Origin of the sequence: Clostridium sp. ATCC BAA-442 (assembly GCF_964239415.1) — a bacterium.
In the GTDB taxonomy this organism is placed as follows: Bacteria; Bacillota; Clostridia; order Oscillospirales; family Oscillospiraceae; genus Flavonifractor; species Flavonifractor plautii.
The window spans coordinates 1-13,488 of sequence record NZ_CAXSQB010000047.1 but is presented as its reverse complement, the minus strand read 5'-3'; the positions used below and the strand labels follow the sequence as shown (position 1 = coordinate 13,488).

Annotated in this window: 10 protein-coding genes; 5 read left to right on the top strand and 5 right to left on the bottom strand. The window is 60.3% G+C overall.

The window, feature by feature from the left end; translation table 11 throughout:
* Positions 1-257 precede the first annotated feature (257 nt).
* Positions 258-1,595, top strand: a complete 1,338-nt coding sequence (locus ACESY8_RS15845) for a transglutaminase-like domain-containing protein (protein ID WP_257591419.1) — start codon at positions 258-260, stop codon at positions 1,593-1,595.
* A gap of 371 nt (positions 1,596-1,966) precedes the next feature.
* Positions 1,967-4,741, top strand: coding sequence for an S-layer homology domain-containing protein (locus ACESY8_RS15840; protein ID WP_434307851.1), 2,775 nt, complete (start codon positions 1,967-1,969; stop codon positions 4,739-4,741).
* A 53-nt stretch (positions 4,742-4,794) separates the two neighbouring features.
* On the opposite strand, the gene ACESY8_RS15835 is transcribed toward ACESY8_RS15840, so the two are convergent.
* The 4 genes from ACESY8_RS15835 to ACESY8_RS15820 all read right to left on the bottom strand — a co-directional run bounded on the left by ACESY8_RS15835 (position 4,795) and on the right by ACESY8_RS15820 (position 8,159).
* Positions 4,795-6,216, bottom strand: coding sequence for a flotillin family protein (locus ACESY8_RS15835; protein WP_007490114.1), 1,422 nt, complete (start codon positions 6,214-6,216; stop codon positions 4,795-4,797).
* Positions 6,217-6,226: 10 nt separating this feature from the next.
* Positions 6,227-6,886 (bottom strand): hypothetical protein, encoded by a 660-nt coding sequence (locus ACESY8_RS15830; RefSeq protein WP_009257324.1) that lies wholly within the window; start codon positions 6,884-6,886, stop codon positions 6,227-6,229.
* Positions 6,887-6,977: 91 nt separating this feature from the next.
* On the bottom strand, positions 6,978-7,535 hold the full coding sequence (locus ACESY8_RS15825) for a DUF1836 domain-containing protein (RefSeq protein ID WP_498794856.1): 558 nt from the start codon (positions 7,533-7,535) through the stop codon (positions 6,978-6,980).
* Positions 7,536-7,643: 108 nt separating this feature from the next.
* Positions 7,644-8,159 carry a P-loop nucleotide/nucleoside kinase family protein gene (locus ACESY8_RS15820; protein ID WP_009257325.1) on the bottom strand — a complete coding sequence of 172 codons (516 nt, stop codon included), beginning with the start codon at positions 8,157-8,159 and terminating at the stop codon, positions 7,644-7,646.
* Between the two features lie 242 nt (positions 8,160-8,401).
* On the opposite strand from ACESY8_RS15820, the gene rpsO reads away from it, so the two are divergent.
* The 3 genes from rpsO to ACESY8_RS15805 all read left to right on the top strand — a co-directional run bounded on the left by rpsO (position 8,402) and on the right by ACESY8_RS15805 (position 12,184).
* Positions 8,402-8,668, top strand: a complete 267-nt coding sequence (rpsO, locus tag ACESY8_RS15815; RefSeq protein WP_007490122.1) for a 30S ribosomal protein S15 — start codon at positions 8,402-8,404, stop codon at positions 8,666-8,668.
* A 305-nt stretch (positions 8,669-8,973) separates the two neighbouring features.
* Entirely contained in the window at positions 8,974-11,124 is a 2,151-nt protein-coding gene (locus ACESY8_RS15810) for a polyribonucleotide nucleotidyltransferase (RefSeq protein ID WP_498794855.1), read from the top strand.
* A 454-nt stretch (positions 11,125-11,578) separates the two neighbouring features.
* Positions 11,579-12,184, top strand: a complete 606-nt coding sequence (locus ACESY8_RS15805; RefSeq protein ID WP_087359354.1) for a hypothetical protein — start codon at positions 11,579-11,581, stop codon at positions 12,182-12,184.
* Positions 12,185-12,607: 423 nt separating this feature from the next.
* On the opposite strand, the gene ACESY8_RS15800 is transcribed toward ACESY8_RS15805, so the two are convergent.
* Entirely contained in the window at positions 12,608-13,081 is a 474-nt protein-coding gene (locus ACESY8_RS15800) for a hypothetical protein (protein ID WP_054339586.1), read from the bottom strand.
* Between the last annotated feature and the right edge of the window lie 407 nt (positions 13,082-13,488).

Genomic DNA, 13,488 nt, shown 5'->3' with positions numbered 1-13,488 from the left:
GGACAGCGTTGCTGTCCCGCCCCAGGAGGCTATCGATAAATCCTCCTATTAAAGAATTCGGAGGGAAGGATAGTGTGAAAGGGAACCGTCAGGGTTCCCTTTCGCGTTGGATCAAACAACTTTTTGAACCTTTTTGAAGGTTCAAAAAGTTCAGCAGCCTGTCGAAAAGGCTTTTCGACAGGCTGCTGTCCCGGCACGGTTGTTTTGCCCGCCGGTTTGTGCTATGCTGGGGACAGGAAACGCAAAGGGGGATATTTATGCACAACCAGAATGAGGCCTTTCTCCACCTGAACGACGCCCTGCCCGCCGACATCGCCCGCCGCAGGGATATGGGGGATCTGGCGGGGGCGCTCCGGCTGATCGACGCCCGGCTCTCCTCCGGCGTCCAGCCCCTGCTGGCCCCCCGGCTGGAGGCGGAGCGGCTGCGGCTGACCCGCCTGCCCTACGACTACCCCTACACCCGCCCCGAGGCGGTGGCCCTGGTACGGGCGGAGTGGCCCGGCTTTACCGAGGCGCAGTTCGACGCCCTGCTGGACGGCGGGCGCATCGACTGGCGGATGGTGGACGGGGAGCTGCGGGTACACCGGGAGTTCCTGGAGTCCCTGCGCATCTACCCGAAGGAGGTGCCGGGGCTTGTCCACGAGGCGGTGGACAACGCGGAGCGGGATGCCGTGCTGGCCCGGATGGAGCGGGAAGGCTCCCTCACCGCCCGCATTACCCTGAAGGCGGATATCCGGGCGCTGGTGCCTGTTGCGGGCCAGGAGGTGCAGGCGTGGCTGCCCCTCCCGGCGGCCTGCCCCCAGCAGAGCAATATTGAGTTGCTGGACTGCACCCCCGGTGGGGTGGCCGCGCCGGAGTATGCACCACAGCGCACCATGTGGTGGAAAACAAACGGCGTGGGGGAGTTCTCCGTCACCTACCGTTACCTCTTCCGGGCGGAGTACACGGCTCCCATGTCCCTCTCTCTGGAGCTGGCGCAGCCGGACTTTGACCTGGAGGAGCAGCCGCCCCACATCGTCTTTACCCCCTACCTGCGGGCGCTGGCGGCCCGGCTGACCGAGGGGTGCGCCAACCCGGCGGAAAAGGCGAAGGCCATCTACGACTACGTCACCGGACAGGTGGACTACCGCTATCAGCCCGCCTACCTCCAGCTAGACTGCATCGCCGACCAGTGCGCCAAGACCCTCCGGGGGGACTGCGGGGTGTTCGCCCTGCTCTTCATCACCCTGTGCCGCATCGCGGGCATCCCCGCCCGGTGGCAGAGCGGGCTGGCCGTCCGGCCCGGCCGGGTGGGCCCCCACGACTGGGCCATGTTCTACCTGGCCCCCCACGGCTGGCTGTGGGCGGACTGCTCCTTCGGCTCCTCCGCCCGCCGCAGCGGGGAGGACGCCCGCCGGGCCCACTACTTCGGCAGCCTGGACCCCTGGCGGATGGTAGCCAATTCCGCCTTCCAGGCCCCCCTGACGCCCCCCATGCCCGCCTGGCGGCAAGACCCCTACGACAACCAGTGCGGCGAGCTGATGGTGGGCGGCCGCGGGCTGGACGCCCCAGAGCGGGCGTGGGGCCACGAGCTGCTGGATTTCACCCTGCTGTAACGGAACTATATGCAAAAAGCGCCTCTGGAATATTCCAGAGGCGCTTTGTTTGTTTGAAAAAGTGTACGTTTACAAATGAAATAGTCGCACTACCTAGTGTGAAGTATAGCACAGAAATACGGCGATATCAATTACATTTTAACATAGATTTTCCTGCATTTCCACCATTTTAAAAGGTACACTTTTCCAAAAGGGGGTGGTTTGCCGGCCAATGCTGTTTCACCTGGCCGGAGACCCGCGCTTCCTGTTTTAAGCTGTTTTGTATGCAGTCCGAATGGCATCCTGCGGGAACCTCCGGTACGGCGGAGTGGTATTGACACACATTTTCTGCGGCCACGACCCCTGACATCAAAAAGGAGGAAAACAGAATCATGGAGAAACGCATCTTGTCGGTGTGCCTGACGGCGTGCATGCTGCTGACGCTGATGCCGTCCGCCTTTGCGGCGGACGCGGAGCAGCCCCTTCCCATCGCCGGAATGGAACAGACGGAGGAAACAAGCGCGGACGCCAGGACGGAGCCCGGCGACGAGCCACAGGAGCCCGTGCCCACAGAGGAGGGAAAGGGCACGCAGGAGGAGCCCTTCACTACGGTAGCCGCCTATAATGAGGCGGTGAAGGGCGACGCTCTCGACGGTAAGGACGTATACCTGACTATCAGCAGAACGGAGTTTAAGGAGGGACAGTTTGCCCTGACCAATGTGCAGACGCGCCCCAATCCCCCCAGACTGCACCTGACCCTGACGGACTGTACCTTTACCGGCAATACCGCCGGAGACAAGACAAACTCCTCGTTTATGTATTTGCCCAACTGCCAGTCTCTGGTGATTAAAGGCTGCACCTTCAACGCCGGAGAGGACGGCCTGAAGTACGGAATCAACTGGAACCTCTGCGGCATCCAGGGTTCCACGGTGGAGATCCGGGGCTGTACCTTTACGGGCAGCTATGAGAAGAATGCCATCAAGCTGAACCAGCGCAACGGCGAGGACGACGTGGCAACAGATGTGAAGCCGTCGGGAGACGGAGAAGTAAAACCCGCCACCATTGCCTCCGCTGTGGTTGCGGACTGCACCTTCTCCGAGGGGGCCAAGATTCAACTGGGTTCCCAGGGGAAGGGAGAGAACAATGCCGCCGCGCCCTCCACCGGCGCGTTCCCGGTGACCATCTCCAATGTGAAGGCCGAAAATGGCAGCGAGGTTGCGGTTGAGCTGGCCTATCAGGCCGCCAAGGATGCGGACATCCCCACCATCACCCTGGCCTCTGGGGACACCTTTGAAAGGACGCAAGAAGGCGTCCTTGTGGCACAGGTCGGGGAGACGAAATACACCTCTATCGATGAGGCTTTGACCGCCGCGCTGTCCGCAGAAGATCACACCCTCACCCTGCTGCAGGATGTGACAAAAGACATATCCATTGCGGCGGGCAGCACCCTCACCATCGAGGGCAGCGGCAAGACCCTGTACGGCTCCATCAACTGTGTGGCAGCTTCGGGCGACGATGCCAACCAGACCAACACGAACCTCACCTTGAATAATCTGACCGTGGACGGCGACACCAACAGAGATGGAACGGCGGATAAATCCATCCTCATTACCTCTCAGAATCAGAGCGCAACTGTTGTCAGCGGTCTGAACCTGACTATGACCAACTGCACCGTGCAAAACTCCAAGGCAGGAGTGAGCGGTGGACAGGGACTTTATCTGACCAACGTGAAAAATCTGACCATTGATGACTGCACCTTTACGAACTGCGGCGGCATTAACTATGCCATCGATCTGAACCTGGTCGCCGTACAGGATGCCGTGATCTCGATCACCAACACTAGGTTTGAAGGAAATTGCGGTGCTTCCGGCCCCATTAAAGTCGCTGAACGCGGCACGGGTGACGGGACTGAAGCCGATGATATCACCGGCGCGCGGGCCAGCGTCAAGTCCCTGACTATTTCCGGTTGTACTTTTAACAATTCGAATCCAATTTTGGGCGGCGATATTGTTCTTGGGGTAACAACAAAGACGGGCGAAAAGGACGGAAATGATACCGGCTCCTTCCCTGTTACCATTGCGGACAACAAGACTACCAAAGAAGACAAGCAGCTAAAGATCAAACTGGCCTACACAGATGACTCGGCCAGGGATATTACTACGGACATTGGCAGTGCGGTGGTAGGCGATGGAACAAAAGACCCCGCGCAGGGCTTTACCATCACCGCCACCGCCGGCGAAGGCGGCGCCATCACTCCCAGCGGCAGGGTGGCCGTAGCCAATGGCGGCAGTCAGACCTTCGCCGTCACCGCCGACAGCGGATATTCCATCTCTGATGTGACCGTTGATGACAGCACCGCCGCAGCCGTGGTGCAGAACGATAACGGCACCTACACCGTTCAGAATGTGACAAAGGACTGCACCGTCCATGCGACATTCTCGAAAAACAGCTCTTCCGGCGGCTCCTCCTCCAGCTCCACCCGGTACACGGTGAGCGTGGAGGACACGGACAACGGCAGCGTGAAGGTAAGCCCCACCCGCGCCTCCAGAGGCACCACCGTGACCATCACCGTGAAGCCCGACGAGGGCTATGAGCTGGACAAGCTGACCGTCACCGGCAAGGATGGCGATTCCATCAAGCTCACCGACAAGGGCGACGGCAAATATACCTTCAAAATGCCCGCTTCCAAGGTGGAGGTCGAGGCGGTCTTCACCGCGATCGAAACCGAGCCGGAACAGCCCGAATCCCTGCCCTTCACCGACGTGAGCAGCGGCGAGTGGTACTATGATGCGGTGGCCTATGTGTATGAAAAGGGCCTCATGGACGGTACCAGCGCCGTCACCTTCGACCCCGGCGCAGTGCTGACCCGCGCCATGACGGCGCAGGTGCTCTGGAACCTGGCGGGCAGCCCTGCCGCCCCCGGCGGGGCGGGCTTCACCGACGTGGCGGCGGACGCGTGGTATGCCGGCGCGGTGAACTGGGCGGCGGCCCAGGGGATTGTGGCCGGGTATGACACCGGGGCCTTCGGTCCGGCGGACGCCCTGTGCTGGGCCGTGGGCGAGGGTCTGCTGACCGGAAAGGGCGGCGGTCGGCTCGACCCCGCCGGCACCGCCACCCGCGCCGAGGTGGCCGTCATCCTCATGCGCTTTGCCGAAAAGAAGCTCTAATTTAAAGCAGAAAGGCCCCCCGAACCCATCAGGTTCCGGGGGCCTTCCAATTATCAAGACTCTTCTGCGGGCGCGCCGGGCTCTGCGGCGGGCGCGGGGGGGGCAGCAGGCTCCTCCTTGTTCTTGCCCAGGAAGCGGGGCAGCTCCATGCCCGCCATGTCGAACATCTCGTTCATGGGCGGAATGGACTTCATCAGGCCGGAGACAAAGCCCGCCGTGGCGGTCTTGCCATCCTTCTGCTCGCCGCCGTCCCAGACGGTGACCTTGTCGATCTTGATGCCCTTGACGGCGTCCACCTGGATGCGCATGAGCTCCTCCATCTTGTCGGCCAGCATCAGGCGCACGGCGTGGTCGGCGTCGCCGCCCGCGGCGGCCACGATCTGCCGCAGGCCGTCGGCCTGCTTGACCAGGATCTCCTGGGCGCCCTGGGCCTCGGCCTGCATCTTGGCCAGGATGGCGTCGGCCTCGCCCTTGGCGCGGCGGCGGATCTGCTCGGCCTCGGCCTCGGCCTCCAGCTCCCGGCGGCGCTTGTCGATCTCGGTCTTGACGATGACGTCGGCCTCCTGGGTGGCCTTCTCACGCTGGGCGCGGGCGGCCTCGGCCTTCTGCTCGGCGGCGTAGGCCTCCTCCAGGGCCTGGGCTGCGGCGATCTTCTCGGCTGCGGTGGCGATGCGGGTGGCCTCGGCCTCCTTCTCCCGGCGCTGGGCGTTGGACATGGCCACCTCCACCTTGGAGGAGTTCTCGCCCTGGATGGCGGAGGCGTCGGCCTGGGCCACCTGGATGCGCTGGTCGCGGCGGGCCTGGGCCTCGCCAATGGAGCCGTCGCGGTCCTTCTCGGCCACGTTCTTCTTGGCGTCGTTGATGGCCTTGGCGGCGGCCTCCTTGCCCAGGGCGTCAATGTAGCCGGACTCGTCGGAGATGTCGGTGACGTTGACGTTGATGAGGCGCAGGCCGATCTTCTTGAGCTCGCCCTCCACGTTGCGGGAGACGGCCTCCAGGAACTTGTCGCGGTCGGTATTGATCTCCTCGATGTCCATGGTGGCGATGACCAGGCGGAGCTGGCCGAAGATGATGTCCTTGGCCAGCTCCTGGATCTCCTGGAGCTTCAGGCCCAGCAGGCGCTCGGCGGCGTTCTGCATGACCCCCGGCTCGGTGGAGACGCCCACGGTGAAGCGGCTGGGGACGTTGATGCGGATGTTCTGGCGGGACAGGGCGTTTTCCAGATCCACCGAGATGGACATGGGGGTCAGATCCAGGAACTCATAGGACTGGATGACCGGCCAGATAAAGGCCGCGCCGCCGTGGATGCACTTGGCACTGCGGGTGGAGCCGTCCTTGTTGCTGCCCACCTTGCCGTAGATGACCATGACCTTGTCCGAGGGGCACTTCTTGTAGCGCTTGATCAGGAACAGCAGCAGGGAGAAGACGATGACGACGATGACGCAGGTAAGGATAAGTCCAAAGATGTTTGGCATAAGTTCCTCCTTATTCTGTCTCTTTTGATTCGGATGGGATGGGTTCCACCAGCAGGGCGCCGCGGCCGGCCAGACCGGTGACACGGACAGGGCTGCCGGTGGGGATGGGGGCGGGGGAGTCGGTGAGGGCCTCAAATTCCGTCAGCTGCTCCTGCACGGTGAGGGTGACCTTGCCGGGGGAGGAGCGGCCGGGGGGAACGGTGAGGTACACGGTGCCCGTCCGCCCGAGGGCGTTGCGGAGATCCAAGGTGCCGTCGTACTGGAGGCGAAGGGCCTGGCGGACGGCCAGGGCGATGCCCACCATGCCGGCAAAGCCGATGGGGATGGCCAGGAAGACCGCCAGGAAACCGGGCAGGCCTACCTGGTGGAGCCACAGGCCGCCCCAGCCGAAGAGCACCAGGAAGGCCACCACGCCCCGCACAGTGAACAGGTGCAGGCCGGTGTCGGGGGTCTCCGGGTCCGCCGCGGCCTCGTGGAGCGGGCCGCCGTCGGCGTCGGGGCCGTCGAAGTCCGGCCCGTCCGCGTCCGGCACACCGGCGTCGCCGTCGCTGTCAAACGCGCCCCCTGCAAAGAGGAGAACGGTCTGAATCAGCAGGATCAACGTGGCGGGTACGGCGATGTAGAGCAGAACGTGGTCCAGGGCAGAGAGGGATTGCCACCAGGCTGCCATGAATGGGTTCCTCCTTTCTCGAAATGGGGATGCGATCTATCATAAAACAGCGGTGGGATACTCCGCGTCCCTACCGCTGTCTTGGGACGCGTCAGGCCAGGGCCGCGAGGAGGGCCTCCGCCTCCTGCTTGAGCCGTCCGGCCAGATAGGCCGTCAGGATCACATGCAGGCAGCGGGCCACCCGGTCCCGGGCGCCCGGGACACACTCGCAGTAGTTCTCCGCCGCTGTCTGGCACCAGCGGGCCGCCTCGTCCGGCCCGCTGGGAGGCTGATGCTCTACCAGGGCCGCCAGGCGTACAATATAGAGATACAACTGGAAATCGTCAATCAGATCGTCCGATTCATCGTCCAGCTCCCCGTTGACATAGGAGAGCAGGGCGCAGATTTTGTCCAGCTGCATGGAATCCTTCAGCATATTGATCAGGACGATGCGGGAAAACTGGCGGCGGGAGTACCTCTTGCGCTCCGGCGGGGCCACAACGCCCCGGCGGACCCAGTTCTGGATGACATAGGGCTCCAGCCCGGTCAGGCTGGCCACCTGGGAGAGCATCAGCCCCCCGGCCAAAAAGAGGGAGTTCAGCAGGGTCTCCGCCTCCTCCGGTCGGTTCCAGTCCACCGCGATGGTGGTTCCCGGCAGCGTCTTTGCCATATCATCCACTCCTTTTCTTGCTTTGACATGATTATACTAAATAATCATATGATTGTCAATGGGGATTTAAAGATAATTTATTAAGAATAAATGACGATTTGGTAACGCTCACCAGTCCAGGGGTGGGGCATAGGGGCCGTCAATGAGGTAATAGGGCAGTCCGCGGCGGCGGCAGGCCTCCAGATTGCGCCGGTTTTCCGCCAAAAGTAATTCCATGGTGCAGAAGGAGTCGTCCTTCCGCCGCTCTATGGCGTTGGCGTGGGTCTGAATGGTGTCAAACCGGGTGCGGATGTACGCCTCACTGAACACCAGACAGAGAAAGCGTATGTGGGGGAGGCAGGACGCATCAAAGTCCTCCCGCCAGTTGAAGGGGATGTAGCAGCCCTCCACCGTCAGCGACTGGCCGTTTTCCACCGCGGTTTTGACGATCTCCCGCACCACGGGCCAGAGGACGGCGGTGAGGGCCTCGTCGGTGCTCTCCGGCGTCAGGGGACACATCCCGCTGCGGATGAGGCCCATCTTCAGGTGGTCGATGGACAGATAGGGCGCGCCGTGCCGCTCCAGCAGGCGCTGGGCCAGCAGGGTCTTTCCCGTGTGCGTGCTCCCGGTCAGCAGACGGATCATAACCATTCCTCCTTGCTGTTTTTTGTATCATACCACCGCGCCTGCGCCGGCGCCAGAGGACGGCGGCGGCGCGGGAAAATTCGCCGCAAAATCGGGAATGACCTCTTTACAAGGCGGGGAGAATATGATAAACTACTACAGCCTGTAATTTACAGGCAGAATTTACCCCCGGCTTCGTCCCCAGGCTCTCACCGGCCGGTCACGCAGCCCAGGGCACATTGTATGAAAGGTGGAACCCAACCATGATCCGTAAGGACGAGAAGACGGCCGTGATCGAGGCCAACCGTACCCACGCCACTGACACCGGCTCCCCCGAGGTGCAGATCGCCATTCTGACCGCCCGCATCCAGGAGCTGACCGAGCACCTGAAGGTGCACATCCACGACAACCACAGCCGCCGCGGCCTGCTCAAGATGGTCGGTAAGCGCCGCAAGATGCTGGACTATCTGATGGCCAAGGACATCGAGCGCTACCGCGCCATTATCGCCAAGCTCGGCATCCGAAAGTAAGAAGAAGCGCGGAGGCGTGCGGAGCAGGACGACAGCGAAACACGCAGATGAAAAAACAGGTTGGCGGAACGCCAACGGCATTTTTCGCGGAGTGTTGAGCAGTTGTCCGTCGTGCAGCCGCCGCAGCGTGACAACAACGAATCAAGAGGGGTGGCGCGGACTCCGTGCCACCCCTTCTTCCCATCCGTCGGAGCTTGCTTTTTAGCAGTTGAACCTGGGCCCGGAGGACCGGACCCGGCTTCAAGTGCTAAAAGGGATCGGGCTCTGATGTGTGGGAGACACCAATGAAAAGGAGGAATACCCGCATGTCAACCATTATCAAGCACAAGGAATTCACCAACCACAAGGTCTACAAGACCGAGGTGGCGGGCCGCCCCCTGACCATCGACGTGGGCAAGGTGGCCGAGCTGGCCACCGCTTCCGCCATGGTCACCTACGGCGAGACCACCGTGCTGGTGGCCGTCACCGTGTCCCCCCGCCCCCGGGACGGCGTGGACTTCTTCCCCCTCTCCGTGGACTTTGAGGAGAAGCTGTACGCCGTGGGCCGGATCCCCGGCTCCTTCATGCGCCGCGAGGGCCAGCCCTCCCTGCCCGCCGTGCTGGCCAGCCGCGTGATCGACCGCTCCATCCGCCCCCTGTTCCCCTACGACTTCCGCAACGACGTGGTGGTCACCGCCACCGTCATGAGCGTGGACCGGGACTGCTCCCCCGAGGTGACCGCCATGATCGGCGTGTCCGCCTGCCTGGCCTACTCCTGCATCCCCTGGGCCGGCCCCATCGGCTGCCTGGAGGTGGGCTATGTGGACGGCCAGATTGTCCTCAACCCCACCAACGAGCAGAAGCACGCCTCCCAGCTCGATCTGACTGTGGCCGCCACCGACAAGAAGGTGATCATGATTGAGGCCGGCGCCAAGGAGCTGCCCGACGACATCATGTACGACGCCATCGTGGCCGCCCACGAGGACATCAAGAAGCAGGTGGCCTTCATCAACCAGATCGTGGCCGAGGTCGGCCGGGACAAGATGACCTACGACCACGCCGACTTCGACCAGGAGCTGTTCGACAAGATCGTGGAGGCCACCATGGATGAGGCCCGCGCCGCCATGGACACCGACGACAAGAACGTGCGCGAGGAGCGGTGGAACAAGCTCATCGAGCACTGGCATGAGCTCTTCCTGGAGGACTATCCCGAGATGGACAAGTACCTGGAGGAGATCACCTACAAGTTCCAGAAGAAGATCGTCAAGGCCTGGCTGCTGGAGGGCCACCGGGTGGACGGCCGCGCCAAGAACGAGATCCGTCCCCTGGCCGCCGAGGTGGGCGTGCTGCCCCGCGTCCACGGCTCCGGCCTGTTCACCCGCGGCCAGACCCAGGTGCTCTCCGTCTGCACCCTGAACACCCTCTCCGCCGCCCAGAAGCTGGACACCATCTGGGAGGAGGAGGAGAAGCGGTATATGCACCACTACAACTTCCCCGCCTACTCCACCGGCGAGGCCCGGGCCGCCCGCTCCACCAACCGCCGCGAGAAGGGCCACGGCGCCCTGGCCGAGCGCGCCCTGGAGCCGGTGATCCCCTCCGTGGAGGACTTCCCCTACGCCATCCGCGTGGTGAGCGAGGTGCTCTCCTCCAACGGCTCCACCTCCCAGGGCTCCATCTGCGGCTCCACCCTGGCCCTGATGGACGCCGGCGTGCCCATCTCCGCCCCCGTGGCCGGCATTTCCTGCGGCCTGATCCAGGACGACGACGGCGGCTTCACCACCTTCATCGACATCCAGGGCGTGGAGGACTTCCACGGCGAGATGGACTTCAAGGTGGCCGGCACCAAGGCCGGTATCACCGCCATCCAGATGGACATCAAGAACGACGGCCTGTCCCACGAGATCATCAAGGAGGCCCTGGAGATCACCCGCGACGCCCGCTATGCCATCCTGGACGAGATCATGCTCCCCTGCATCTCCAAGCCCCGCCCCGACGTGGCCGACACCGCCCCCAAGATGGTGAAGATGAAGATCGACGTGGACAAGATCCGCGAGGTCATCGGCTCCGGCGGCAAGGTGATCCAGAAGATCTGTGCCGACACCGGCGCCAAGATCGACATCGAGGACGACGGCACCATCTACATTGCCGGTACCGACAAGGCCTCCTGCGACGCCGCCAAGAAGACCATCGAGACCATCGTGTTCGTGCCCGAGGTGGGCCAGCTCTACTACGGCAAGGTGGTCCGCATCCTCCAGTTCGGCGCCTTCGTCGAGCTGGCCCCCGGCAAGGACGGCATGGTGCACATCTCCAAGCTGGCCGACCGCCGGGTGGAGAAGGTGGAGGACGTGGTCAACATCGGCGACATGATCTGGGTCAAGGTCACCGATATCGACGAGAAGGGCCGCGTCAACCTCTCCTACCGGGACGCCCTGAAGGAGATCAAGGCCAAGAAAGAGGCCGGCGAGCCCATCAAGTAATCCCATTCATCCGACGCAAAACGTCCCCCACTGCCGGGCAGCGGGGGCGTTTTTCTTTGGGTAGGGAAACCACTGGCTTAGCCGCAATGTCATTAAGTTAAGCGATTTTCGCACAAACGGCAAGGAAAAGCGAAACTATTCTGTACAAAATTGAGGTCGTTTCCTGCAAAAAGTGAAAATTAAGAATCAGACCGGATGACCTGATTCTTAACTTAATGACATTGGGCAAAGCCGGGGGTTTTGACTGCTATTACAACGAAAATCGAGTCTATAGCGCTTGACATTCTATAATTTATGTGTATATTTATAGTTGTAATAACGTATTGTACACTGTTTAGATTCCGTGTGGCGGCTTAAGATATAGATAGGAGGTGATTTTTTCAAGTAGGGATCAAAGAGTTAGAGATGAATTGCGTAGTGAAAACAGTATTAGGAAACAGAAAGGAGAATACACATGAAACAAAGGAAGTTCCTGGCCACTATTCTGAGTGTTGCAACCGTCCTTAGCTGTATAACCTATTCTGCACTTGCAGTCGATTCTCCCTCTAAAGGAACCTTCAAGCTTGAGCCGTTGACCCAAGAAGAAGTAATCCAACATTTGGCTGATAACAATAATATCTCGTATTTTGAAGCAGCGCAGAAATACGCAGAATATCAAAAGTCCAGTCCGCGTGTAATCGAAGAGTTCCTGTTTACTTATGTCGAGAACGTTGGCACGAGAGATTGTCCCTGTGAAATCGAAGTTGGTGCCATTGTTGAGTTGAATATGGTCGCTGGCTATAGAGAGTTTGTAGACATCGTCCCTGGAACAGAATACGCCCAATGTATAAGTTCTGGATATGTTTCCTATGATTGCAAAAGCGTCAGTGCTGATATTCTTAATCCCCAAAAAATAAAATTTATAACCGCTGGTACCGCTTACGTTGAAATCGATGTAAGCGAAGAAGCAGAATTCGGAGCTGATTTGGAAGTAGTCGGATTTTCGGTTTCTGAAACAGTTGGTTCTACCATTACGTATCGGAAATCTGTACATATCACAGGTTATGCAGGGGTAAATTGACTAAGAAAGAAGGAACTATTTTGAGGCTCCCCCGACTAGGAACCCTGAGTCCCGTCTCTTCCGTCACACGATTGTTTGTCTTATTTACCGTGTATGTTTTGCATAACGCCGTCTTGCTTAAGCTCATCACCAAGTTCCGCTACGATGACGGCTTCTTCCACACGACATTCTACTACCCCCTTCTCCGATACCAGCCTATTGCTGGTATCGCCTTTCAGATTCTGTTCGCATGGTACATCCTTCAGATTGTCTGCGTCCTTTTACAGACTCTCCAGCGCATCGCGGATAAAGGATCTTCCGGGGAGCACGGCCTGCGTCCTGCACCGCCGCGCATAGACCCGCCTGATACCGGGTCGAGCGATGAGCCCTGATCCAACATAAGAGACAGCGCCCCGTCCGGTTTGGACGGGGCGCTGTTCAGCTCTATGGGGTTGGCAGGAGCGCCATTTCCAGGAGCCGGAGCAACGTTTCCTGCTGCTGTTGGTCATAGATCTGGTATTGCCGGCCGTCAAGGACGACATAGCCATCCTCCCGGATGAAGATGACCGGGCACTCAATGACCTCATCCGCTCCGGTCCGGCAGGCGGCCTGAACCTTGTATGCGGACTGGCTGCCGTAGGTGACGTACCCATAGACGGACGGACCGGCGTAGCGCACTTGGGTTTGCCGGAGTACTCTGCTCAACTCCTCGAGAGCCTCCTGCTCCCGTAGGGTGTGGGGTTCCATACTGGTGAATGCCTCAACCTCGATCCAAAGCAGGGCCTCCGGGGCATCCGGCAGGCCCGCCATCCTGCCCAGACTGCGGGGGATGAGAAAGACCCATACGGCTGCGGCGACCGCGAGGAGGAGTACCACCAACGGAATGGCGGGTTTGAAGACAGTTGACCGATTTGTCATAGTATCAAATTGATTCCCAAGTCAAACGAAATGCCATCGGTAACAATGTATACCGGATGGGGCCTTCACCACGATTGTAAAAAATGTTGCAGGCAGACATATTACTATCAGAATTTCCAAATTGATAAGTATTAACAAGTTGAGCGGGGCTTTTATATTTAGCTCATTGGAATGCACCTCATTCCTTAATAATGTAAAGTCCTTCTGTTGAAATTATACATATTACATTATAATAGGTCAACAGAATAATTGAAATGTAACAAATATTATAAAACGTACACCGGCGCCAAGATCGACATCGAGGACGACGGTACCATCTATATCGCGGGCACCGACAAGGCCTCCTGCGACGCCGCCAAGAAGACCATCGAGACCATCGTGTTCGTGCCCGAGGTGGGCCAGCTCTA